The following is a 22,741-nucleotide window of genomic DNA, read 5'->3' on the forward strand; positions in this document are numbered from 1 at the left end:
ACAACCCACGAGAGGAGGCCGCACACCGTGACCACGACCATCGCACCACCGCAGCCGTCACCCGCGCCCATCGTGCTCAAGCCCTACCAGCAGCAGATCCACGACTTCCTCGTCAGCCGCCCCTTCGCCGGAGCCTGGCTTGGTGTCGGAGCCGGGAAGACGCTTTCGACCCTCAGCGTCCTGCAGACAGTCCGGCCGATGGGCCACATCCTCGTCGTCGCACCGATCGCGATCGCTCGCTCGACCTGGCTCGACGAGATCGACAAATGGGGATTCCCGATCCGAACCAAGTCGCTCATCGTCAACGAGAACGACCGGAAGCTGCCCAAGGAGAAGCGACTGGAACGCTTTCGGGAAGTCTTCTCCGACCCGCCGACGATGTACTTCGTCAACCAGGAGTTGCTGACCCAGCCCTCCCAGGGTGCGCGTCTGCTCCAGCTGACCGGCGACCCCACCGGCGATGCCATCGCCGCCGGGATCTCACCGGAGGCCGTGCGGCTGCGCGGGCTCATCGAGACGATCGGACCAATGGCCCAGGAGCAGCTGATCGGACACTTCCTGCAGCTGGCTGCCGGGCAGTCCGGAACCAAAGCCCCCACCAAGACCGCGGTCAAGGAGGCGATCAGCGAGCTCGTCACCCGCGGCGCGCTGGAGCGCGAGAGCCACGACTGTCGCAGCTGCGGCGGCGACGGCTGCGCGCAGTGCCGCTACGGCCTGGTCGACCAGATGCCGATCCAGTCCATCAACGGACAGGACACCCTCATCTGGCCGTTTCAGACGGTGATCATCGACGAGTCGCAGGGCTTCAAGTCCCACAGCAGCGCCCGGTTCAAGGCCTTGAAGGCGGTCCGGCCGGCCATCACGCGGCTCATCGAGCTGACCGGCACGCCGAGCCCGAACGGGCTGCACGACCTGTGGAGCCAGATCTACCTGCTCGACCAGGGCGAGGCCCTGGGCCGGACCATCACGGAGTTCCGCAACCGGTGGTTCATCCCGAAGATGGTGCCTGGCACCACCACCCCGGCGAAGTGGATCCCGACCCCGAACGCCGAGGCCGAGATCCATGAGGCCATCAGGCACCTGGTGATGAGCGCGCAGAACACCAACCTCAACCTGCCGGGCCTGACGATCCAGGACGCCAACGTCACCCTCCCGCCGGACCTCATGCAGGCCTACAAGGAGTTCAGGCGCGACCTCGTGCTCGACGTCGTGAAGACCTACCAGGACGAGGACGGCAAGCTCACCCAGAGCGTTGAGTCGATCGTCGCCGAGAACCAGGCGGTCCTCACCAGCAAACTGATGCAGTTCGCCTCGGGGACGCTCTACACGGCCGACCCGGAGGACCCGGCGACCAAGGGCCAGTACGAGGTTATCCACGACAAGAAGCTCGAAATGGCCGAGTACCTGGTGCGCAACAGCGGGGGAGACCCCGTGCTGGTCGCGTACCACTTCCGCTCTGACCTGGAGCAGCTGATGGCGCGCTTCAAGAAGGCGGGCATCGACGCGCAGGTCTTTGACGGCTCGCGGGAGATGGTCCGCCGGTGGAACGCCAAGCAGATCCAGGTGATGCTGCTGCACCCCGCGGCGGCCGGCCACGGCCTGAACCTGCAGGACGGCGGCTCGACGATGATCTGGTACACGCTGCCGTTCTCGCTCGAGCACTACCTGCAGACCAACGGCCGTCTCTACCGCACGGGGCAGACCAAGCCCGTGGTGATCCACCGGATTATCACCAAGGGCACTCAGGACGAGCGGATGCCCGGAGTCCTGGCAGAGAAGCAGCAGGTCCAGGACGACCTCATCTCGGCTGTGTCCGGCGAGGAGGCGATCCTCGTCGCCCTCGAGGAGGAGATCCAGGACGACCTCAACGACCTGTGGGTCTCCGAACGGGTCTGACCAACCCATTCCGACGCCGAGGAGCGCCAGCCACACGCCGGCGCTCCGCGGCGCACCACCCCGACCCCAGTGCCACCCGGCCCGAGGAGGACTGATCCATGAATGACCCGAAGCACCAGGCCTGGCCCGACGGAGCGCGCGTGCGCTTCACCGCCGAGGCCAGGGAAGCCATGCAGGCGCGGCCCGGAACGAAGCCGCTGCGCGCACCGGCCCTCGGGCCGAACACGGACTACACGATCGACAACACCGACGACGGCCTGCACGACGTCGTGCTGCGCGAGACCGGGGAACGCTACGGCGTGCTCTGGCTCCAGAGCGCAGAGCACGAACCCGTCGACCCCGACGTCGCGCTGCTCGAGGAGCTCTTCGACCGCGAGCTGCCGGCCAGCTTCGACCCCGCCCGGGGGACAAGGAGCGTCACTCGCCATCACGGAGCAGGGATGGCCACAGCCGGAGCCCGGCCCGCCACGACCGTAGTTCCGCGCGGCAACTGGATGCAGACCTACACGGGTCGCCGGTTCTACCCGCTGGACCCACGGCCCGAGGACATGGACATCGCCGACATCGCACACGCACTGTCCATGCAGTGCCGCTACAACGGCCACGTCCGCCGGTTCATGTCCGTCGCCGAGCACTGCGTACTCCTCTCGCGACTCGTCGCCCCGGAGCACGCACTCTGGGCGTTGCTGCACGACGCGACAGAGGCATACGTGGGCGACATGGTCCGCCCGCTGAAGCTTCACATGCCCGAGTACCGGGCCGTGGAAGACGGCGTCATGGTCGCCATCGCCCAGAAGTTCAGCATCGACCCCGCCATGCCCGCCGAGGTGAAGCACGCCGACTCGCGGATCCTGCTCGACGAGCGCGCGGCGCTGCTGGGCGAGCCGGCGGGGGACTGGGAGGTTCCAGGTCAGCCCTTCGGGATCGAGATCCAGGCCTGGAGCCCGGATGCTGCCGAGCTCGAGTACCTCCTGCGCTTCGCCGAGCTGACTGGAGACCCGGCCGGTCTGCCCGTCGGACTGTGCGGAGACCGGGAGGACCACCTGCCCCACACCCACCGCACCGCCTCGCTTGGCGGGCTCTGGTGCTCCGCTGACCAGGACTCCCGCCTCCCATGGGCCGCCGAACGTCGGCAGACCGACACCGGAAACGAAGGAGAACAGCCCCATGACTGAGACCAGGATGACCGAGTTCGAACGCGGAGCCTGCGCTGCCGCAGAAGCCATGCGCCACTACTTTCTCAACGAGAACGAAGCGCCGATCTATGACGTGGGTTCCGACGAACTCACGTCGTACGAGACCGGAGCCGTTGCTGATGCGCTGGCGGACGAGCGCCGCCGCCTCGAACGGGAAGGGAATGGGGGCCCCCGGGTCGTCCCCTCGGTCCACCGCGTACTGCCCACCGGTTACGCCGACTCCGGGCTCGTGGACAAGCAGCACTTCGAAGTGACCCTCGAGTGGCGCGGCCAGGACCCCGAGACGCAACTGGACCGTTGGGCAGTCATGCATATGGGCTACTGCCTCTCGGCGGAGGGCACCTGGGAGTTCGTGCTGCAGCCCTCCTCGCGGGATGAAGAGTTCACGCGCCGCTTCCGGTTCTCCTTCGAGGACGCCCTGGAACTGGCAACCTCTGCCGTCGACAGGGTGAAGGTCAACGGCGGCACGCTCGCCCAGCACGAGGAACGCATCGCTGCTGGTTCATGACCGACCGGTGACCAGCACCCTGCGGGTGCTGGTCACCGGAGGGCACAGCGTTGGGGTCGGCAGGGCCGACCCGGGTGCCGGGGCAGTGATGCCGGGGGTCGGGTCTCAGCCCGGTCCCCCCTAATTGCCACGACACCACCACGAGAAGGAGCGAGTCCCATGGCTGAGCGGCCCTCTACCGGCTCCCGCCTGCGGGCTGGTCGGACTTCGGCGCACACATAGACCAGCCGAAGGTCCGCCTCGAGTTCTCGGCCGAGACCGGCGAGGACGGGATGCCGCTCTGGGAGCGGCCCATCAACATCCGTCACGACGACCAGGAGGTCTCGCCATGAAGGCGTACAGCACGCAGACCGAACGCACCTACGATTCCTGGGAGGACCTGGTGGCCGAGGAGGCCAACGGCTACGGCGTCGTGGTGATGATGCAGGCCGAGAGCCTGAAGTCCGCCAGCCCCCAGACCTACTCTCACCTGATTGGGCCGTTCGACGACCAGAAGAAGGCCCGGAACAAGGCCGCAGCCGTTCGCCGCGCCTGGAAACGCGCCAAGGACCGCGACCCCCGTATCCAGCTGCTGCGCGTCTCGGTCGAGCCCATCTGGCCCGACCTGCGCTTCGGCACCAGGAACTGAGACCTAATTCCACAACCAGCGCCACGGGCGCGCTGTCGGGGCCGACGCTCCGCAGACCATCAACGACACGACCGACGAGGACATCCGCCATGACCATGACGACCACCGCCCGCCCCGCACCTCCACGCCTGCAGGACCCGCTCGACGCCGTGATGCGCAGCTGCCTGCGCGATGACGCAGTCTGGGCCGAGGTCACCACCACGCCGGCCGGCCTCAACCAAACCGAGCACTGGCTGAAGACCACCGCCTCAAGCATCGACCAGCAGCTCTCATTCCGCCAGGACGACGCCGAGATCTGTCGGCTGTCCCCGCTGGATCACAGCACACAGCTGATCGAGTTCCTCGAGTGGCGCAAGGGCGCGCTCTACCTCAAGAGCCTCTGCGAGAAGCGCCTCATCGACATCAAGCGCCTGCGGACCGCCGACGAGGAGCGCGCCGAGGAGATGAAGGTCCTGCTGGTCCGCCTGGCGCAAGCCGTCGTCGCCCACGAGGGCGAGCTGATCGGAGACGAGGACCTGTACGGAGCCCTCGACCGGATCTCGCTTCCCGGCGCGGACGCGCCGACCCTGCGGGAGTACCTCCAGTTCCGCGACGGCTCGAAGGACTGACCCAGACCACACGACCGCAACCTCGCCGCGGCCGGGTCCCTGTGGGACGGCGGCGCGACGGGGCTCCTCGATCCCGGGCCAAGCGGCCCGGCGGAAAGAACCGCATGACGCCCCAGACCACCACGACCACCGCAGAAGAGCTCGTCCCTGAGATCGAGCAGACCCTGCTCGATTCGCGGGCGGACCGTGCCCTGCACGAACGCCGTGGGGTGCACGAGCACTCCGAGCAGACGGAGCTGAGCGACCACGAGCGCACCGTGATGCTCGACGTCACCCTGGCGCTGCTCATCCGGCATCGGCTGCCCATCGACGCCGACCGCGCCGCGAAGGCGGTGGCCGCCGCGCAGACCGCCGATGCCCGCACGTGGGCGGCTGGCTGCGCCCGCCACATCGCCCGCGTGGCGGAGGAGAAGAACCCATGAGCCGAAAGCGCAGGCAGCACTACTCCACCGAGGGCTTCCGGCCGTCGGCGAATCCCGAACAGGCGCACTGGATGCGGGAACTCCGCAAGTCCAGTGCGACGCAGCGGCACACCCCCAAGCCCCGCAAGGGCACCCGCCGCGAGCGGGAGCGACAGGCGATCCGCGACCAGCAGCGACACCGAGGAGACCACCCATGACCGACAACAACCGAGGGCCCGCAACCGGAATCGCGCTCGACGCAGAGTCACTGCGCGCCGAGCTGCGGGAGGCCCCGGAGGCCCACGGCCTCGATCCGGAGCAGGCGGCGGAGATCGCAGCGCTCCCGGACGGACAGATCAACAGCTGGATACACGAGCTCGCCGCGCGCGACGACGCCTTCTGGGCGCTTTACGACGGGCTCCGCCGGCGCACCATCGCCCATCTCGCCGAGATGCACAGCACAGCCAAGGACGTGAAGCCGTGAACGCGCCCCTGCCCGACTGGTGGGTCGACGCGACGCCGGACGGCAAGCGCGCCAAGCACCCCGGCAAGCACGAGGTCTACGTCTACGGCCAGCAGCGCGCAGACGGCATGGCGTGCATCGGGTGCAGCTGGCAGCACAGCACGGTCATGTCGACACCAGCAGCCATCGCCCGGCACGACGCCGACCAACACCTCGAGCACGACCACGGGCTCTGGGTGCCCATCGATCGCGGCCCCCTCGCGGGCACCTGCCCGTGCGGGAAGCCCGGGCTGTACGCCGACTCAGTGCTGCGGACCAGGGTCCGCGCAGTCCTCCAGCAGGCGCAGCCGTGGAGCCCGACACCGGACCAGCTGGCGGACCTGCTCGTCGGCGCGCTCGTGCCCGACCACGGCATCCTCGTGGCCTTTACAGCCGAGCAGCAGACCGAGTCCGACTGGGAGCTGGGCTACAGCGCCTCGTACACCGACCTCGCTGCCCCCGAGGTGCTCGGCCACCGCCTGAGCGAGCGGGAGCTCGCCGAGCTGTACTTCCAGATCGAGGCCATGGGTGGACTCGGCGAGTCCGAGGCCTACCGCGACCTGGACAAGGCCGTCGAGCGCCTCGGCGAGGAACCCGCCCGGCAGCTGCGCGAGCGTGTGGCCCAGCCCGGGCTGTTCGACCTGGAGCCCGACGTCTGAGAGCCAGGGCCTTCACACCACAACGACCCCCAGCAGGGGAGAGAAGGAAACCAAGTCCCATGACCCCCACCACGATCGGCGACCTGCCCCGGACCGCCCACACCGCGCCGAAAATCACCGTCTACGGGCCGGCGGAGTGCCCCAACTGCGACAAGGCCAAGAGCCTGTTCGATCGGCAGCAGCCCGCGATGCAGTACACCAAAATCGACATCGAGCAGGGCGATGAAAACCACCGCCACATCACCGAAGACCTCGGATATGCCCAGGCACCCGTGATCGTCGTCAAGCTGGCCTCCGGCCGCACCGTCCACTGGGGCGGGCACCGCCAGGACATGCTCACCGCCCTCGTCCGGCTGTGCACCAAGGGCATCGTCCCGGAGGACCGGAAGGCGGCGTCCTGATGGCAGCGGCGCAGCAGCGCCTCGGCCTCAGCATCACCGCCCGGCAGGCCGACATCCTGCTCGATACGCTCGTCGACAAATCCGTCGAGACGGACCACTACCTGCTGTCCTATCCCAAGGACGAACCCGACAAGACCGACACCTGCTGCGACGCGCACCTGGCCCGGTTCGAGCAGCGCGCACTCCAGCGCAAGGCGCTGCTCGAACGGAAAGCAGAGGTACAGCACCTCATCGCGCTCATCGAGGCGATCCGGCCGGCGTTCGAGGCCTCCGAGTCCTCCCCGGTAAGCACCACGGCCGTGGACCTGTCCGGCGTGACGCTCGTCTACCGGGACACGGCAGGCAAGACGCACGAGCAGCCGCTGGCCGACATCGGATCCGCCGGGACCCTCGACCCCGACACCGGAGACGACCTCGAGCTCATCGCCGCGCTGGTCGCAGCAGACCCCACCCGAACCAAAACCTAGGGAGCAACCCCATGAGCCTGCACATCGACAGCCTTGCCGACCTCGTCCGCGGAGCTGTGTCCGGCGGCGACACCACCCGGGAAGACTTCGAGCGTGCGCTCGACCAGGTCTTCCCCCGGGATCAGCTCGACCCGTTTGAGGGCACCGGCAGCGAGGAGTACCTCGTCGGATGGACGATCGACCAGGATGCTGCATCGCCCGCTGAGGCCGCCAGCAAGGTCTGGCGGGAGGTCTTCCAGCGCGGACCATGGCAGCCCAGTGCTGACGAGGGCTGCGTCTTCACGGTCTCTCGTGAGGGCCAGCGTGTCGAGATTGACCTCAGCGACGAACACTTCGCGCACCTTTTCAGTGATTAAAAGGAACAGCGGGAGCAGCGCGCGGCGCAGCCGCCCCGGAGTACAGGACGGAAGCCTCGCGCACAGAGCCCCGGAGGAATGGGATCCTCCGGGGCTCTGTGCCCGCACACCCCGAGAACGAAGTACCGACACACGCACGACAACTTCTAGGAGGAGCCACGGTGCACGCACAGCAGAACACCCGCCTCCCGGCCGCACCGTCATGAGCGGCGAGGACCCCGACGAGAAGTGGCGCAGGGATGCCCTGTGCGCAGAAACAGACCCCGACGCGTTCTTCCCGGAGAAGGGCGGCAACACCACCGACGCCAAGAAGGTCTGTGCCCAGTGCGGGGTGCGCGCACAGTGCCTGGATTATGCGTTGAGCGCCGACGAGCGCTTCGGCATCTGGGGCGGACTCAGCACCGCCGAACGCGACCGCCTTATCAAGACTTCACCGGTGGCACACCGTAGCGCCGCCCAGGCGCAAAAGCAGGAACGCGACACCCTCATCGTCGCGATGGCCGGCAGAGGGATCGACCCCCGGACCATCGCCGACATGGCCGAGGTCACCGACCGCACCGTCTACCGGGTGCTCGCCCGGCACAAGGAGCGGGAGGACGCCGTCTCCGCCTGAGCGCAGCACCGTCAATTGGAAGGACCGCCATGCCACTGTTCCCGCGCCGCTTCAGGCAGCAGAACCTGCTGCCCGGGGACGCCTATCCCCCTGAACGGACTACAGGCGCGCCCATGCCGGCCAGGAAACGCGCCGCCATTGACCGCAAGCTCCACCGGATGGTGAAACAGCATCGGCTCCCGGCCGAGCCGGGAGAGTACTTCGACGCAACGGGCGACCGCTGGACGCTCGACGCCCAAGGCGGCTGGACCGACGCCGGCGGCGTACACCGAGACGCCCGGTACGCGCCGATCATCGCCTTGTTCGTCCACAACTCCGGCCCGTTCACGCGCATCGAGAGCTGATGGCCACCCCCGCCGCAAAAGGAGCAACCATGCACCCCCGCATCGAAGACAGCCACCTCGACCCCGGACTCCTGCCGACCGTCAATCCACAGCAGCGCACCGACACCCAGCTCGTCGAGCCGGTGCTCCGGGCCATCCACGCCGCCGTCGCGGACTGCAGCGTGACCGCCGCCCAGGTCTTCGCCGGCCGGATCCACACGCGCAAGAACGAGGAGTGCACGACAGCGTTCGGCCGGCCGCCCAGCGTCGGTCACGCATCTGACGGTGACGACTTCTACTTGCAGATCAGCGTCCGGGTGCCCTCGTACGCAGCCGCACCGGTGCTCGAAGCGATCCACGCCGTCGAGGCCATGTCGGACGCGCAGGCGCTGCGCGAGGCGCGTGCCCGGCTCGCCGAGGCCAGGGCGCGCACCGCCGCGGCACAGAGCGAAGAAGCCCGGGTCGAGGCCGAGATCGCCCGCCTCGAACCAAACAAGGAGTAGACCATGAGTGCCATCCAACCCCTGGCCGCCCGCATGCGTCCCACCTCCCTCGACCAGATCGTGGGCCAGGAGCACCTGGTCTTTCCCGGCTCGCCGCTCGAGCTGCTCGCCCAGGGCGAGGGTGCGACCTCGGTCCTGCTCTGGGGTCCGCCCGGCGTCGGCAAGACCACCATCGCCTCGGTGATCGCCCGCCAAACCAGCCGCCGCTTCGTCGAGCTCTCTGCGACCAGCGCCGGCGTAGCCGATGTCCGCAAAACGCTCGCCGGAGCCCAGAAGGCCCTCGACGACGACCTCCAGACGTTCGTTTTCATTGACGAGATCCACCGCTTCTCCAAGGCGCAGCAGGACGTCCTCCTGCCCGCCGTGGAGGCCGGGGTCATCTCGCTCATCGGCGCGACCACCGAGAACCCGAGCTTCTCGGTCAACTCGGCACTGGTCTCGCGCTCAATCCTGCTGGTCCTACGCCCTGTGGAGGACGGCGAGGTCGTGAACCTGCTCTCGCGTGCCCTAGAGGAGGACCCGGTCCTCTCAGCCACCGGGATCGGGTTCGCCGACCCCGCGCTGCAGATCATTGCAGGGCTGTCCAGCGGCGACGTCCGCCAGGCGCTGAACCGGCTGGAGACCGCTGTCGCAACTGCGCAGGCCGCAGGCAAGAGCGTCGTCGACCGCGAGGTGCTGGAGCAGGTCACCGGCGCTGCGCTGCAGCGTTACGACCGCGATGGCGACCAGCACTACGACGTCGTCAGCGCATTCATCAAGAGCATGAGAGGCAGCGACCCGGATGCGGCCCTGCACTGGCTGGCCCGGATGATCGAGGCGGGGGAGGACCCGAGGTTCATCGCACGGCGCTTGGTGGTGCACGCCTCCGAGGACGTCGGCATGGCCGACCCCTCGGTGCTGGGCATCGCAGTGGCCGCCGCCCAGGCAGTCCAGCTGATCGGTATGCCCGAGGCGCGGCTCAACCTCGCTCAGGCAACGGTCGCAATCGCCACGGCCCCCAAGTCGCCGGCCGTCATCCGCGGCATCGACCAAGCGCTGGAAGACGTCCGGCGCGGCCGGACCGGGAGCGTGCCAGTGCACCTGCGCGACGCGCACTACCCGGGCGCGAAGGGCCTCGGGCACGGAGAAGGCTACTTCTACCCTCACGACTTCGAACACGGAGTTGTCTTGCAGCAATATCTACCCGATGCCGTCCGCGGCACACAGTATTACCGTCCTACCGGCAATGGCTTCGAACAAACCATCGCCAGACGGTTGGCTGCGATCGATCAGATGACCGTGGAGGACAGGAACCCCCTCGACTAGATCGCGGACCAGAGGTAGAACCGTGACCGCATCATCCTGGATCGTCGCTGCATGGAAAATCACCAGCAAAGTCGTCGGCTTCCACAAGACCTACGAGAGGGGATGAGCATGATCAACGACAACACTGAACGCGCGAGGCAGACCCCGGAGTCCGACAAGCCCAGGACTGTGGACGACCGACTCTCAGCAGATCTTGGTATCGACGTCGCCGCCGTCGAAGCGCAGGCACGGTTGCATCTCGACCTGCTGCGCATGCAGCGCCGCGAGCCCGGCGAACTAGGCTACGTGCTCATCGACCGGGAGTTCCATCCCCGCACAGCTGTCGTCTTCGCATCTCCCACAGAAGCCCGCAGCGCGCTGGAAGGCCACCCTTTGATCGATGCCCTCTGTGAGGAGGACAGCGTCGATGCATGGGTCCCGGATCCGGCCGTTCTCTCCGACCTCGCCTCCCGCGAAGTCATTTTGCCCTGATCGCACGGAATCGCGAAGGAATGGAAACATGACCAACACCGGTATCTTCACCCAATCAGCAGCTTCAGTCCTGCAGGACGTCGAAGAGTTCTACTTCGGTGGCGCGCTTCCCTGGTACCACGGGAGCAAGCTGACAGAGGACGGCTTGCACGTGAGCATCACACTTGACGATCCAGAGTCTGATGACGAGTCCAAGACCAAGGACTACGAGCTGTCGGCCGCCCAAATCAAGGAAGCCTTTCGAAAGGCCAAGCAGAAGGGGTACCACCTCTGCTGCTCTGCCGCCATCGAGTCCGAACAGCTCGGATTCGGCTGCGTCCAAGACCTTGACATCATCCTTCAGACCGCTTGCTACGGCGAGCTGGTCTTCGGCTGACGCCGCACCGGCTCGACTTCACCAGTGGAACTACTTCCACTAGGATGCAATCTCAGAGCTGCCCAGTGGACACGGACCCCAGCACAGCCGTCCTTGCTCCTTCGTGAAACCACCCTGCTCACCCTCACTTCGCCGACCTCGACCGATAGGCTCCGATCACATGAACGACCAGGAAGTGCGCCGCGGCGCAGGTATCTACAGCAAGCCGGTGCTGGGCTTCTACGACCTGCTCGTCGTGAAGTTCTCCAATTCGCTGGCCTGGCGATGCCCCAGCCAGCTCATGCTAGACCAGTACAACCGTTGCATCGGCACCCGCCATCTCGATGTCGGTCCCGGCACTGGTTGGTACCTCGCCAATGCCGACCTCCCCGAATCTGCTGAGATCACACTCATGGACCTCAACGAAAACAGCGTGGAGCACGCAGCGTCCAGACTCGCCCACACCCACGTAAGCACCAGAGGTGTGACCGCGAACGTCCTCGAACCGATCCCCGAGGCTCTCGGCCAATTCGATTCCATCGCGGCGAACTACGTCTTCCACTGCGTTCCCGGCTCCTGGGCGGACAAGGGCGTAGCTTTCAAACACCTAGGGGAGCGGCTCGCTGCTGACGGTGTGCTGTTCGGCAGTACCATCCTGGGCAGTGGCGTGAGCCACAACCTCATCGGCCGCGGCTTCATGGCCCTGTACAACCGCCTGGGCATCTTTCACAACCGCGAAGACGACGCCGCAGGACTTGAGGCTGCACTGCGGCGAAGCTTCGACCAAGTGAAGGTCGACGTCATCGGTACCGTGGCGGTGTTCAGTGCACGAAACCCGTTGCGAAACGGCGGGGCAGGTGGACTCGACTAAAAGTCGAGCCTGATGACTGCATCCCGCCCTTCAGCCCCAGACCTGACTCCGGTGGCGGTGATGCGCACATTCTGCACGGAACCGTCGACCCGGCGAAGCGCCAGACCCATCGATTGAGAACGAGCGGTATCCCTCGCCGCAGCCGCGATGAACCTGTGCAACTCACCTGAAGCGTCAATGGCAAATTCACCAAGGCCGCCGACATACCCGAAGTCTTCCCGACGCCACGATGGCGACGTCATAAGAACATCCAGCGTTGCAGAGTCGACGACGGCCATCGGTTCCTTGGCCAGGGCCATGACTCCGCGAAGCACGTCGTCCACCCGCCCCGCATTGGCGTCTTGCTCGAAGGCCATATCGTGAAAAGTCTCCGGGGCCTCGTAACTGAAGCCCTGCAGATAGATCTTGTCGTGATCGGGCTCGATCGGCGGAATCACGCCGACCAGGCGCATGTGCCGACGGTCCTGTGAAGCCGTGCCGTAACCTGTGACGATGTTGTAGGTCAGGCACCGGACCTTGCCCGTTACGCCCATCAGCCCGTCCTGGATGCCGTCGCGGATGAGGCTGTTCACGCGCATCCGGTCGGACTGGTCGATGAGCTCGCTCGCCCATTCCCCGGCTTCCCAATAGCCACTGCGCTGCTGGGCGACGCTTGTGTCGACGTTATAGATACGAAACAGGTTCCGGTCCCAGTACGTGCGCCGGCGCAGTGTTGGTTGACCGTCGGCGTCACGCTCGATCTCCCATTCCCAGCCACCGACCAGCGGTGGTTCCGGAAGCGGATCAGCCGCTTTGGCCACGCCGGCGAGGACACCGATCACCGTGGAGGTACGTGGAGAGAAGACGGGCCGTACCTCAACTGCCCACTGCTCGTCCGCATGGGGGACTGTCTCGGAAATTACATTGCCACTGCGCATCACCTGGGCGATGCGGTTCTCATCAAGTAGAAGACGCCTGGGAATTGCACGCGTGGGCTTCCGAGCGGAGACCGGACCACAGGGCTTATCGTCCACCAGAACCAGCTGCTTGCCGTCGCTTCCGCAGAAAAGGCCCCAGGAACCTACATCCAGCTGGACCTGCATGATCAAATACCGCCTGAGACCTGCACAGTGGCCCCCGACATGTAGGTATTCTCCGCGGTGTGAATGATCGCCGAAGCGACTTCATCTGCCGTCCCGAACCGACCCAGCGGGATTCCTTCCAGCATTGCCATCCGTGCCTCCTCAGCAACATCAGCCATCATGTCCGTATCAGTTGCGCCGGGAGCAACAACGTTCACCCGGATGTTCCGGGCTGCGTACTCCCTGGCCATCGATCGTGCAAACGCTTCCAATGCCCCCTTGGATGCAGTGTAATTGCACTGGCCGACAACGCCGTACTTCACGGACATGGATGAAACCAGCACGATCGATCCGCCACGCTGCCGCAGCATCGGCCCCAGGGCCGCCTTGCAGGCCAGCATCGGCCCGATCGCATTGACCTGCATGACCTCGCTCAGGTCTTCCTCGCTCATCCGCATGAGCAGCTTGTCGCGGGTGATCCCTGCTGCGACGACGAGCACATCCAGACCACCTAGGTCGGCGGCAGCCGCCTTGACGCCAGCTGCGATCGAATTACCGTCACGCACATCCATCTCGAGGGGGAGCACCCCCTCGGGCACGGTCCCCCCGGTACGATGCGTACCCGCCGTCCGGTAGCCGGCGGAGAGCAGGGCTCGAGCCGTGGCCGCCCCGATCCCACGGGTTGCACCGATCACCAGGGCAGTTCTCCCCATGTCGCTCATTTTTTTCTTACCCTCCCAGGTTGTAAAGTTGTGACACGGAACTTTACTGGACTTGTACCCCTTCGTTGACAAACGACAGGCGGTGTCCGCTCTTCTCGCTATTTTGAGGAACGCTGATGCCTGCCTTCATTCCATCCGCTGCGACCGCCAATACGCCTCGGAACGGCCAGCCCCGTCACCCCCTGTTCGCCCGACTGATGCGCAAAGGCGCTGCCAAGGTCGGTCCCACCAGCTGCACCCCGAAGCCCGCTCAGCTCGACCTCTTCGACTGGCCGAACGAGTTGAGCCTCGAAGCACTCGGGAAAGCCATCGCCTCAGCTTGCGGCCTCGAGATCGTGATACGGCCCATCCCGGATGAGATGCGCCATCATGAGGTCAGCGGCCTCACCACTGTGATCGGACGAGTGGCCCACGTCTTCTACGACCCTGAGCTCCCGCCCCTCAACATTGAGCAGACAATCCTCCACGAGTTCGCCCATATCCTGCACGGCGACGTCCGGGCCGACACCGACTGCACCCATCTGCGCAGCATGTTCGACGATCCGGTGGAGAAACGCGCCGAGACCACCGGCATGCGGCTGATGGATGCTCTGCACCGGAAGCGGCGGGCATCGGAAGAACGCAGCGAGGTCCTCGCCTTCCTGTCCGGATCAAACGAGGACGGTGAGATCTGATGACTGAGATCATCATTGTCGGTATCACCATGGGCCTGATCATCATCGTCTCTGCCCTGTATCAAGGACGCCGACGCCGGGTTAACCTTCTCAGGGTCACCTGTGCCGCCCTCTTCGTGGCCACGGTCTGCCGTGGCGTGGAGCCGCCCTTAGACGGACCTGCCGTCGACCTCCTCAAGCGCCTTGCCATCCTGACCGCCCAGGTATCCGTGGCGCTGCTCATCCTCACGTTCCGCGCTACTCCGCTTTCACGACGTGCAACCCGGTTCATCTACCTCTTCGCCGGGATCATCGCCCTGGGCGAGGCCGTGCTGGTGTGGTTCATCCCCGTCCATGCCGACGGCACCATCTACGACCGGGTCGACATCGACGCCGCCCTTGCCCGCGGCCAGGCCTGGGCGCTGATCTCCTACAACTTCCTGTACCTCTCTGCATTCGCCGCGGCAACTGCCGTAGTTGCCGTCGGCTGTTGGCGGACCATGACGCAGAAGAACCAGCCCTTCTCCGCCCGCCTTCCGGTTGCATTCGTCTTTACGGGGGCCATCGGATCTGCCCTGTTCATCGGCTCATCACTCCTGGACCTCTTTGGCAGTCCGGTCGTCGGCGGAACTGAACTGAGGACACAACTCCTCGTCACCGTTGTCAGCTTCTTCTTCCTGGGACTCGCAACAGGGGTCATCCGCCGCATCAGCATAGAAACGCAGGTGAGGCTCGCGCTCCGCCTCGCGCACGAGGTCGTCGTACCTCTGTGGCGAACGACCACCACTCTTCATCCCGACGTAAAGCTTCCGCCCGAAGACAGGCAGGGGTTCGATCAGCTGATGACGCTCTCGAGGCTCACCATCGAAACCCACGACGCGCTCAGACTCATCCGCGAGGACCACGACCCCGCACTGGAACCCCTGCACAGGCAGCACCCCGAGGATCCGCACCTGTCGGCGGGGCTGGTGCGCCATCTCAGCGGCGAGAACGCCGTTCCCAGCCTCGGGTGGTTCACACTCGCCCTGAGCCGGCTCCGCACGCTCAAGCTGAAAGACGACGAAACCCTGGCCGCCTCTGTGCAGAGCCTCTACGAGATCCGAGTGGCGATGAGTGCCATGAATGGGACGGACGGGCGATGACCGGGAACGGAACGAAAATCCGCATCCCCGCGGCCGGCGATCCTGCGACCCGGGCCGCCCGGATCCTCGGTGACGTGTTCGCGCCCGCTGTGTCCGTATTCCTCATCTGCGTCCTCTGCGGCGTCACAGGCCACCCGCATACATGGGTTGGTCTCGGATGGGGCATCCTGATCGGCTCTTTCTGCGCAGTGATCCCGACAGCAACCATCCATGTCGCGGTGCGGCGCGAGCAGCTCACCGACCGACACGTCACCCGGCGCGATCAACGCTGGTGGGTCTTCCTGGTCTGCGTGGCGTCTGTGCTTGGAGGCATGGCAACGGCGGTGCTGCTGGACGCACCGCCCACGCTGCTGTGGATCCTGCCGACGATGGTTGCCGGGCTCGTCCTTGCCGGGGGAGTGACCCTCCTGGGACCGAAAGTCTCCATGCACGCGTTCTGCTTCACCTCCCTCGTCGTCCTCGCGGCGATGCTGCTCTCGCCCTGGTGGCTGCTCGCCCTCCCAACCCTGCTGCCCGTGGTCGCCTTCGCCCGGCTGAAGCTAAAGCACCACACACGCCTCGAGCTCACACTCGGATCCGGCCTGGCGGCCGCCGTGATGCTCGGAGCCAGTGCGTACATGCCCACGGCCGGCTAGGACTGCCCGCTGCTCCGGCGCAACCGGAAATGTGCCGATGCCACCGCATTGGAAGATCTTCCACTAGTATGAAGGTGTCGTCGCGTGCACCGTTCGCCTCGATGACTTCATGTCTGAAATCACGAGGAGGATCCAGCTCCGTGACCATCGCCCAGCGACTAGAACGCTTGTTCGCGGAGACGGCGGGACCACACGGTCGCCCCGTCACCCTGCAGGAAATCGTCCAGAGAATGGAGCAGCGCGGCATCTCCTCGATGTCGCTCAGCTACCTGCAGCAACTGCGCAAGGGGGAGGCCCACAATCCCCGCCTGCAGCACCTCCGAGCCCTGGCCGACGCCTTCGACGTCCCCCTGTCCTACTTCCTGGAGGAGAACGAGCCAGACAGCGCCACCGAGCAGGAGCTGACCCCGCAGGAGCGCACCATCGCCCTGCGTGTGCACGGGCTCAGCGACGGCGCACTGGCCAGCATCCGGGCCATTGTGGAACTGGCGCGCAAGAGCGAGCAGCTCGATGACCCTCCCAAGAGCCCTGATTCCGCTCAAGACTGATCCCGCCGCGGGGTCCCACCACCCTGCGGACGTCTTCCTCGTGCCGGCGTTTGGTATTTGAGTGGAATCTTTTCCACTCCTGTGGCAGGATGGGAATCACGGCCCGGCGATTCCGTACATCGTGATGTCCCGCCGGACTAAGGTGATCACGCCCGTGAAGGAGCATCAGATGGTCGATATGCAGCCCCCCTCCGACGAGTTCCGCGGATTCGACGAGGCCCGGTCGATCATGTGGTGCTACGAAGCCCGCTCACGCACCTATGCCCGTCTGAGCCAGACGGACTTTCTCGCCAACGACGCCGTGGCCGCCGTGCACGTCGAGAACACCTCCCGCGCCGACCGCGTCTTTCTCGCCGCCTTCGACCGCTCCGGCGGGCTGCTGTTCGGCGACACGCTTTACATCGACGACCCGACACAGCGGCTCGACGTCACACCCGAGTTCGACCACGACTTCACCGGTATGACCGTCGCCGCTGGCTCCGAACTTGAGGAAGCCGTCGAACGCGAGAACGGCTGGGTGGTCAACCTGGATGCCCTGCGCGACTACGACCCGCTGGAGGGCCGCCGGACCACGCAGCGCGCGGTGCTCCTGGCGCACCTCGGAGACATGATGGCCAGCGGCCAGGCCCGGGGTTTCCTGTTTGACAAGCACGACGCTGCCGAGGATCCCGGTGAGGCCGACACCGACGCCGCCTGAGAGCGACGCAACACTTCTTCTGGCGTTCGTTCGACCCCGCCCGGCTTCGGCCGAGGCGGGGTCTTTTGCGTCCCGGGGGAACCGGTGGAAAGACCGTGGACCGGCTCACGCCGGTCCCGGGGGTCGTTCCGTGGTGGTCGCAGCCGCGCGGTGCGCGGCGCGGCCACCGTTACCGAATCGTCTGTTCTTGAGAGCCTCGACCCACAGGAGTAGCCCATGACCGTCCCTCTCCGCGCAGCCCAGCTGCCAGTCAAGTACGAGCGGCTGCGTGAAACCCATCGAGCCGGTCAGACCATTTACGAAGTCCCTGGATCAGGACTGTATCGGGTTCTCGAGCTCAACCACGGCGAATACACCGTCGAAACGCTCACACAACTTGGGTGGACGACCCTTATCAAGCTCGATGAGCAGGATAAAGCCTCCACAGTCCTTGAGGTCATGCAGATCTGGCTCGACATCCAGACGCCTGCCCGCAACGTCCGGCAGGAAGAAGAGAGCGAAGGCGATGACTGATGCAAGCGCCGCCATCAAGGATGCCGCCGAAGAAGCCGCCAATAGCGTCATCAGCGCCCACGGTATCACCGTAGACGACGACGAAAGCTGCTTCGAGGCACTCTGCTGGGCATTGGGTGCGGACGTGCCCTACGAAAAAGGCCTTCTCCAGTTTGCCCAGGCAATTGTCGACGGCTTTGATCTGAACGGACTCGTCGAGGCGAAGATCGAGCTGCTCGGCGAGTACAAGCTCGACTATCCCCAGGACTACGAGCCAGACGACGTCACCCGCATGCAGGAAGAGCTGCTGCGGCTGCGGTCGCTGCAGCAGATGCTTGCAGGACCCGCCGTCTGACCGTTTCCGGACACAGCAAGAGGCCCGAACAGCGCTGAAGGTCAGCGTTGTCCGGGCCCCAGGCCTGCTCTCACGCCGTGGGCGGAATGAGCAGAGAAGCGCCGGCATAGATGAGATTCGGATCCTGGATCCGGTTCTCCTCGACCAGGGTCCCGATCGGCACTCCGGTCTCCGCCGAGATCTCCGTGAGGGTGTCACCCCACTGGATCACGTAAACCCGCGGCTGAGGCTTCGGCTCGGGGAGCTGTGCCGGCTTGTCCTCGTCACCCTTGCCCGACGCCGAGGTGCCCGAACCCTGACCGTCCGTGGACCCCCCGTCGCCGGCCTTGTCCTCGAAGGCGTCCGGGACCCCGTTGCGGTCCCGGTCCGGCAGGGTCACCGTCACGGTGCCCTCCTCGTGCTGGGAAGCTGCCGCCGCATTGCTCGCCGGGCTCCGGTCAGCAGTGAGGAGCTGCGTCGCGCCCCAGCCTGCGAACAACAGCGCCCCGCCGGCCATCAGCCCAGCCGCCAGTACCGGTCCACCGCCATACCCGAGAGGCCCCAGCCGGTCCCTCCGCTGCACCGCCACCCGGGCCGGGGGAGCCGCATCAGCGACCTTCTCCTCGGGCCTGTGCATCGTATCCGTCATCCCTGTCCCTCTCTATCCTGCTCGCCATTTCCGACCATTCGAGTCCTCATGCACATTCTACTCGTAGTCCAGTGCATCTTGATAGAATAGGAGAAGGAATAGACGAGTCATAGATCAGTCCGACAGGCCGCCACGAACCATCGAATCACTCAACAGAAGGAACCCGCCACCATGGCCAACTACGCCATCTCCGCCAACCAGCTCACCGAAGGCACCAGCGTCTTCATCCGCGGCAAGCTCGCCTTCGCCCGGCTGACGAGCCTCATCGAGGGTGCCGCCCTCGCCGCCAGCGACCAGCGCAAGGTCCAGAACGGCATGAGCCCCGTGGGCAAGCCGCACACCACGGCGACGATCACCGAGGCCGAGGTGCAGTTCGCCGACCCGGCGAACCCCACGGTCGAGGAGCAGTTCGTCTCCGAGCGCCGCTACACCTCGAAGAAGAACCCAGCCTCGGGCGCGAACTACTCGATCGACTCCAAGGGCACGAACCTGCCGATCATCGCGATCCCGTCCGAGAAGGGCGATGGCACCTACGACCAGGACACCTCCGGCCAGGAGCTGGCACAGGGACTGGACGTGACGCTCGTGCTGCGCGTCTACAAGCCGAAGAACTTCGCCAACCGCGGCCTGTCCCTCGACCAGGTGATCGTGCACGAGACCCCGCGCTACTACAACGCCGGCGGCGTCGCCAGTGGCGAGCTCGCGGCCCGCGGCATCGTCTTCAACACCCCGCCCCGCGCGGTCCAGGCCCAGCCGGGCACGGATTCCGCCGTCGGCAACGGCGAGGAGCCGGTCGCCACCGAGGTCGAGGACGGCTTGTCCTTCCCGGCCCCGCAGCCCGCCGTCGCGGCTCCAGTCGCGGCACCGACTCCGGCCCAGGTGCACACGCAGGTCGCCACCGCACCGGTCGCGGTGCTTCCGGAAGCTCCCGCGGCCCCGGTCCCCGCGGTGCAGCCGCAGCAGGAGACGCCCGAGCAGAAGCTCGCCCGCCTCGAGCGTGAGAACGCCGAGTTGAAGAATGCGGGCTCGGCCGTGGGTGCTCCCGCTGGCCAGGGCCCGTGGGGCGGTTCCGGCGATGCCCAGCAGGCCGGGATCACCTACCAGGGCTGATCTAAAGCCGATCCGACCGACCGAACCCCAGACGAGACCCCCGTGCAGGCATCCACGCCGTACGGGGGTCTCGTCTTTCAGAGCCGCGGTGCAACGCGGCTCTGTTTTCATCCGCTCCCGACAAGAAGGCATTGATGTGACCGCCGTCGATCCCCGCGCGATCTTCCCCAGCTTCTACGACAACCCCGCGATCCGCGCCCTGGCGACCGCCTGCCGCTGGACCATCTCAGGAAGGCTCGGCGAGCTCGACGACGAAGACACCGGCCGCAAGGCACCTATTGACGTCCGGCACCTGCTCGACGGCTGCAATGCGGGCTGCCGCCATGCAGGCCCCCTGCGCGGAGCGTTCGCCCTGGACGCGACCTGCCTGCTCACCCTCGACCAACTCGCCGACACACTGCCGAACGCGGCGAACGCGGCGTTCTACCTGCAGGCACCCTCGGACGGCCTGGTGGTAATCGACGTGGAACCCGGCTGCCCGGCAGACGTGGCCGCCGAGATTCTGCGCCTGCCCGGAATCCTGTACTCGGAGCTGTCGATGTCGGGCCGGGGCTTCCACCTGGTCGCCCCGCTACCCGCCAACCTCCACGACTTCCCGATTGCCGCTGACAAGCGCGTCCTGCGCGAGGAACACGGCTGGTACGAGATCCTCCTGGACCACTGGTGCACCTTCACCCGCAATCCGGTGCCGCAGCGCATCGTCGAACACGCTGCAGCACGGCCGTCCTCGGGCCGGTTCTCCTCGGTAGAGGATCTGTACGCGGAGCTGGCAGCGAAAGCCAAGCCGAGCATCAGCATCCCCTCGACCGCTGTCGGCACCGACGGCGAAATGCCCGACATCCCGTACGCCGAGGCCATCGTCGAGCAGACACTGGCCGGCTCCCGCGACCGGCTGAAGACACCCGAGGACTTCGACAACGACCGCTCCCGCTGGGAGTTCTCGGTGCTCGGCGTGCTCTACACCGGCATGCAGCTGCCGTTGCGCACCTACCGGTCCTTCGGCGCGCAGTTCTCTTCCGGTGACGAGGCCTGGCTGCTGTACAAGACCTCACTTGCGGTCATCGAGCCGCGGCCCAAGCACGCCCAGATGCGTAACGGCAGGCCCTTCCTGCTGGACCGTGCTGCGGCTCTCGTAGCGGCACGGGAGGCCACCGCCGAAGCGGGGTGACCTCCCGGGTTGCCCATCGGTTTGGCGGTGGAACAAAGACTGGATCGGGCGGAGCCCGATCGGGGATGGAGAGGCGGTGGGCTTCTGAGCCCGACCGCCCCGTCACCGGGCCTTGTGGCCCTGCTTCCGACATGTCCCGTACGGCTCTCAGCCCTGCCGTGGGTCCGTCTCCCCGTCTCACCTGCTCACAGCTCACCCACGACCAGAAAGACATTCCCATGAAGTTCAACGACACCCTGACGACCCTGATCCAGCAGTCCCTCGAGGTCGGGGCCACGCCCGCACTCATGGGCGAGCCCGGCATCGGCAAGTCCTCCTTCGTCGAGGCCCTCGCCTACTCGATGGGTACCAAGGCCTTCGTTCTGCCCTGCAACCAGCTCGCCGACAAGGCCGACCTCACCGGCGCGCGCCTGGTGCCCTACGAAAAGAGCGACGGGACACAGTCCTACAAGCAGGTTTTCTACCCGCACCAGGTCATCCAGGAGTGCATCGACTACGCGCTGGAGAATCCGCGCGAGTGGCCGATCCTCTTCCTCGATGAGATCAACCGCACGACCTCCGACGTGACCTCCGGCGCGCTCACCCTGGTGACCCTGCGACGCATGGGCCACATCGAACTGCCGGAGAACGTCCGCCTCGTCGTGGCGGGCAACGACAAGGGCAACGTCACGACCCTCGATGAGGCCTCGCTCTCGCGCTTCGCGATCTTCCACGTCGAGCCCGACGCAGCGACCCTGATGTCCGTCCTCGGCGACGCGCTGAACCCCTGGGTGAAGAAGGTCCTCACCCAGCACCCCGGACTCATCTTCCAGAAGTCGACGCCGAACGCCATCGTGGCCGACGGCCGCGACGACGACGATGACGACGGCAACGTCACCATGGCCGAGCTCTTCGACGGCGGCGAGGAGATGAACCAGCTCACCACGCCGCGCACCATCGACCACCTCTCACGGTGGCTGAACAAGGTCGACCGCCAGGAACTGGCGAGCCACCTCGCGACCCCGGTCCACATTGGCAGCCGCGAAACCTCACTGCTCAACGAGGCCATCGAGGCATTCACCGGCGACACCATGTTCACCACCCAGCTCGTGGCGGTCATCGCCGAAGACCTTGCCTCGAACTCGGGCGGCCCGGCACACAACCGCGTCAACGTGCCCAAGCCGAATTGCTACGCAACCCTCAAGTCCGCGGGCACGGTCACCGACCTCGCCGCGCAGATCTCGGGCCTGACCCAAAACGAGGTCTCCGGCTCGCTGCTCTACGCGATGAAGGAGAAGGAGGACAACTCCCGCCTCATCGAGCAGCTGGCCCAGGCGGCCGTCCAGATCGAACCGGAGCACACCCGTACCCTGTTCGAGCTGGTGACCACCGGGCAGTTCGACCGGCAGAACCTGGAGGCGTTCCTCGAGGTCGACTCGCCGATCGTGGCCGCGGTCAAGCCGTCCCTGTCGGCCTTCCTCTGAGCCG

Annotated in this window: 32 protein-coding genes; 29 read left to right on the forward strand and 3 right to left on the reverse strand. The window is 66.2% G+C overall.

The genetic code is table 11. From position 1 onward, the window contains the following. Nucleotides 1-27: 27 nt before the first annotated feature. From EU811_RS13385 to EU811_RS13475, 19 genes are all read left to right on the forward strand, one after another. Nucleotides 28-1,896 carry a DEAD/DEAH box helicase gene (locus tag EU811_RS13385; protein ID WP_056387546.1) on the forward strand — a complete coding sequence of 623 codons (1,869 nt, stop codon included), beginning with the start codon at nt 28-30 and terminating at the stop codon, nt 1,894-1,896. Nucleotides 1,897-1,994: 98 nt separating this feature from the next. Beyond that, entirely contained in the window at nt 1,995-3,071 is a 1,077-nt protein-coding gene (locus EU811_RS23875) for a hypothetical protein (protein ID WP_187697160.1), read from the forward strand. Next, nucleotides 3,064-3,600 carry a hypothetical protein gene (locus EU811_RS13395; RefSeq protein WP_142938862.1) on the forward strand — a complete coding sequence of 179 codons (537 nt, stop codon included), beginning with the start codon at nt 3,064-3,066 and terminating at the stop codon, nt 3,598-3,600. Before EU811_RS23875 ends, EU811_RS13395 begins: the two co-directional genes overlap by 8 nt. A gap of 328 nt (nt 3,601-3,928) precedes the next feature. Next, nucleotides 3,929-4,228: a hypothetical protein gene (locus EU811_RS13400; RefSeq protein ID WP_142938863.1), complete on the forward strand. Its 300-nt coding sequence runs from the start codon at nt 3,929-3,931 to the stop codon at nt 4,226-4,228. Nucleotides 4,229-4,317: 89 nt separating this feature from the next. After that, entirely contained in the window at nt 4,318-4,836 is a 519-nt protein-coding gene (locus EU811_RS13405) for a hypothetical protein (protein ID WP_142938864.1), read from the forward strand. A gap of 104 nt (nt 4,837-4,940) precedes the next feature. After that, nucleotides 4,941-5,258 carry a hypothetical protein gene (locus EU811_RS13410; protein WP_056387538.1) on the forward strand — a complete coding sequence of 106 codons (318 nt, stop codon included), beginning with the start codon at nt 4,941-4,943 and terminating at the stop codon, nt 5,256-5,258. Further along, a complete protein-coding gene (locus EU811_RS13415; RefSeq protein WP_056387535.1) occupies nt 5,255-5,455 on the forward strand; it encodes a hypothetical protein in 201 nt (66 codons plus the stop codon). Before EU811_RS13410 ends, EU811_RS13415 begins: the two co-directional genes overlap by 4 nt. Continuing rightward, complete coding sequence (locus EU811_RS13420; protein ID WP_056387532.1) at nt 5,452-5,721, forward strand: hypothetical protein; 270 nt, start codon at nt 5,452-5,454, stop codon at nt 5,719-5,721. The genes EU811_RS13415 and EU811_RS13420 overlap by 4 nt, the downstream gene beginning before the upstream one ends. Further along, the gene (locus EU811_RS13425; RefSeq protein WP_142938865.1) at nt 5,718-6,398 is read left to right on the forward strand and encodes a hypothetical protein; all 681 of its coding nucleotides are present in this window, start codon (nt 5,718-5,720) and stop codon (nt 6,396-6,398) included. The genes EU811_RS13420 and EU811_RS13425 overlap by 4 nt, the downstream gene beginning before the upstream one ends. Nucleotides 6,399-6,457: 59 nt before the next feature. Then, complete coding sequence (locus tag EU811_RS13430; RefSeq protein ID WP_142938866.1) at nt 6,458-6,799, forward strand: glutaredoxin family protein; 342 nt, start codon at nt 6,458-6,460, stop codon at nt 6,797-6,799. Further along, nucleotides 6,799-7,266, forward strand: coding sequence for a hypothetical protein (locus EU811_RS13435; RefSeq protein ID WP_142938867.1), 468 nt, complete (start codon nt 6,799-6,801; stop codon nt 7,264-7,266). The genes EU811_RS13430 and EU811_RS13435 overlap by 1 nt, the downstream gene beginning before the upstream one ends. 11 nt (nt 7,267-7,277) lie before the next feature. Then, the gene (locus EU811_RS13440) at nt 7,278-7,622 is read left to right on the forward strand and encodes a hypothetical protein (RefSeq protein ID WP_071416432.1); all 345 of its coding nucleotides are present in this window, start codon (nt 7,278-7,280) and stop codon (nt 7,620-7,622) included. A gap of 202 nt (nt 7,623-7,824) precedes the next feature. After that, entirely contained in the window at nt 7,825-8,235 is a 411-nt protein-coding gene (locus tag EU811_RS24660; RefSeq protein ID WP_142133561.1) for a WhiB family transcriptional regulator, read from the forward strand. Nucleotides 8,236-8,264: 29 nt separating this feature from the next. Further along, complete coding sequence (locus EU811_RS13450; RefSeq protein ID WP_142938868.1) at nt 8,265-8,579, forward strand: hypothetical protein; 315 nt, start codon at nt 8,265-8,267, stop codon at nt 8,577-8,579. Nucleotides 8,580-8,608: 29 nt separating this feature from the next. Then, entirely contained in the window at nt 8,609-9,061 is a 453-nt protein-coding gene (locus tag EU811_RS13455; protein ID WP_142938869.1) for a hypothetical protein, read from the forward strand. Nucleotides 9,062-9,064: 3 nt separating this feature from the next. After that, nucleotides 9,065-10,366: a replication-associated recombination protein A gene (locus EU811_RS13460; protein WP_056387510.1), complete on the forward strand. Its 1,302-nt coding sequence runs from the start codon at nt 9,065-9,067 to the stop codon at nt 10,364-10,366. A 108-nt stretch (nt 10,367-10,474) separates the two neighbouring features. Continuing rightward, a complete protein-coding gene (locus EU811_RS13465; protein ID WP_142938870.1) occupies nt 10,475-10,837 on the forward strand; it encodes a hypothetical protein in 363 nt (120 codons plus the stop codon). A 28-nt stretch (nt 10,838-10,865) separates the two neighbouring features. Next, entirely contained in the window at nt 10,866-11,213 is a 348-nt protein-coding gene (locus EU811_RS13470; protein ID WP_133830752.1) for a hypothetical protein, read from the forward strand. A gap of 160 nt (nt 11,214-11,373) precedes the next feature. Continuing rightward, complete coding sequence (locus EU811_RS13475) at nt 11,374-12,063, forward strand: class I SAM-dependent methyltransferase (protein WP_056387501.1); 690 nt, start codon at nt 11,374-11,376, stop codon at nt 12,061-12,063. On the opposite strand, the gene EU811_RS13480 is transcribed toward EU811_RS13475, so the two are convergent. Beyond that, a complete protein-coding gene (locus tag EU811_RS13480) occupies nt 12,060-13,145 on the reverse strand; it encodes a hypothetical protein (RefSeq protein ID WP_142938871.1) in 1,086 nt (361 codons plus the stop codon). The genes EU811_RS13475 and EU811_RS13480 overlap by 4 nt on opposite strands. 2 nt (nt 13,146-13,147) lie before the next feature. Next, the gene (locus EU811_RS13485) at nt 13,148-13,837 is read right to left on the reverse strand and encodes an SDR family NAD(P)-dependent oxidoreductase (RefSeq protein WP_160147647.1); all 690 of its coding nucleotides are present in this window, start codon (nt 13,835-13,837) and stop codon (nt 13,148-13,150) included. Between the two features lie 125 nt (nt 13,838-13,962). On the opposite strand from EU811_RS13485, the gene EU811_RS13490 reads away from it, so the two are divergent. From EU811_RS13490 to EU811_RS13520, 7 genes are all read left to right on the forward strand, one after another. Beyond that, nucleotides 13,963-14,520 carry a hypothetical protein gene (locus EU811_RS13490; protein ID WP_142938872.1) on the forward strand — a complete coding sequence of 186 codons (558 nt, stop codon included), beginning with the start codon at nt 13,963-13,965 and terminating at the stop codon, nt 14,518-14,520. Then, entirely contained in the window at nt 14,520-15,641 is a 1,122-nt protein-coding gene (locus EU811_RS13495; protein ID WP_133830748.1) for a hypothetical protein, read from the forward strand. The genes EU811_RS13490 and EU811_RS13495 overlap by 1 nt, the downstream gene beginning before the upstream one ends. After that, entirely contained in the window at nt 15,638-16,276 is a 639-nt protein-coding gene (locus EU811_RS13500) for a hypothetical protein (protein WP_142938873.1), read from the forward strand. Before EU811_RS13495 ends, EU811_RS13500 begins: the two co-directional genes overlap by 4 nt. Before the next feature lie 140 nt (nt 16,277-16,416). Beyond that, nucleotides 16,417-16,824, forward strand: a complete 408-nt coding sequence (locus EU811_RS13505) for a hypothetical protein (RefSeq protein WP_142938874.1) — start codon at nt 16,417-16,419, stop codon at nt 16,822-16,824. Between the two features lie 169 nt (nt 16,825-16,993). Further along, entirely contained in the window at nt 16,994-17,521 is a 528-nt protein-coding gene (locus EU811_RS13510; RefSeq protein WP_142938875.1) for a hypothetical protein, read from the forward strand. Between the two features lie 216 nt (nt 17,522-17,737). Further along, the gene (locus EU811_RS13515) at nt 17,738-18,034 is read left to right on the forward strand and encodes a hypothetical protein (protein ID WP_142938876.1); all 297 of its coding nucleotides are present in this window, start codon (nt 17,738-17,740) and stop codon (nt 18,032-18,034) included. Beyond that, nucleotides 18,027-18,368 carry a hypothetical protein gene (locus EU811_RS13520; RefSeq protein ID WP_142938877.1) on the forward strand — a complete coding sequence of 114 codons (342 nt, stop codon included), beginning with the start codon at nt 18,027-18,029 and terminating at the stop codon, nt 18,366-18,368. Before EU811_RS13515 ends, EU811_RS13520 begins: the two co-directional genes overlap by 8 nt. A gap of 70 nt (nt 18,369-18,438) precedes the next feature. On the opposite strand, the gene EU811_RS13525 is transcribed toward EU811_RS13520, so the two are convergent. After that, the gene (locus tag EU811_RS13525; RefSeq protein ID WP_202979322.1) at nt 18,439-18,996 is read right to left on the reverse strand and encodes a LysM peptidoglycan-binding domain-containing protein; all 558 of its coding nucleotides are present in this window, start codon (nt 18,994-18,996) and stop codon (nt 18,439-18,441) included. 171 nt (nt 18,997-19,167) lie between these two features. Between EU811_RS13525 and EU811_RS13530 the strand changes: the two genes are divergently transcribed. The 3 genes from EU811_RS13530 (at nt 19,168) to EU811_RS13540 (ending at nt 22,737) form a co-directional block, all read left to right on the forward strand. Next, a complete protein-coding gene (locus EU811_RS13530; RefSeq protein ID WP_142938878.1) occupies nt 19,168-20,106 on the forward strand; it encodes a hypothetical protein in 939 nt (312 codons plus the stop codon). A 136-nt stretch (nt 20,107-20,242) separates the two neighbouring features. Continuing rightward, a complete protein-coding gene (locus tag EU811_RS13535) occupies nt 20,243-21,274 on the forward strand; it encodes a hypothetical protein (RefSeq protein WP_142938879.1) in 1,032 nt (343 codons plus the stop codon). Nucleotides 21,275-21,492: 218 nt separating this feature from the next. Beyond that, entirely contained in the window at nt 21,493-22,737 is a 1,245-nt protein-coding gene (locus EU811_RS13540; RefSeq protein WP_142938880.1) for an AAA family ATPase, read from the forward strand. Nucleotides 22,738-22,741 lie beyond the last annotated feature (4 nt).

Source organism: Arthrobacter sp. TS-15 (assembly GCF_006964045.1).
Taxonomy (GTDB): Bacteria; Actinomycetota; Actinomycetes; order Actinomycetales; family Micrococcaceae; genus Arthrobacter.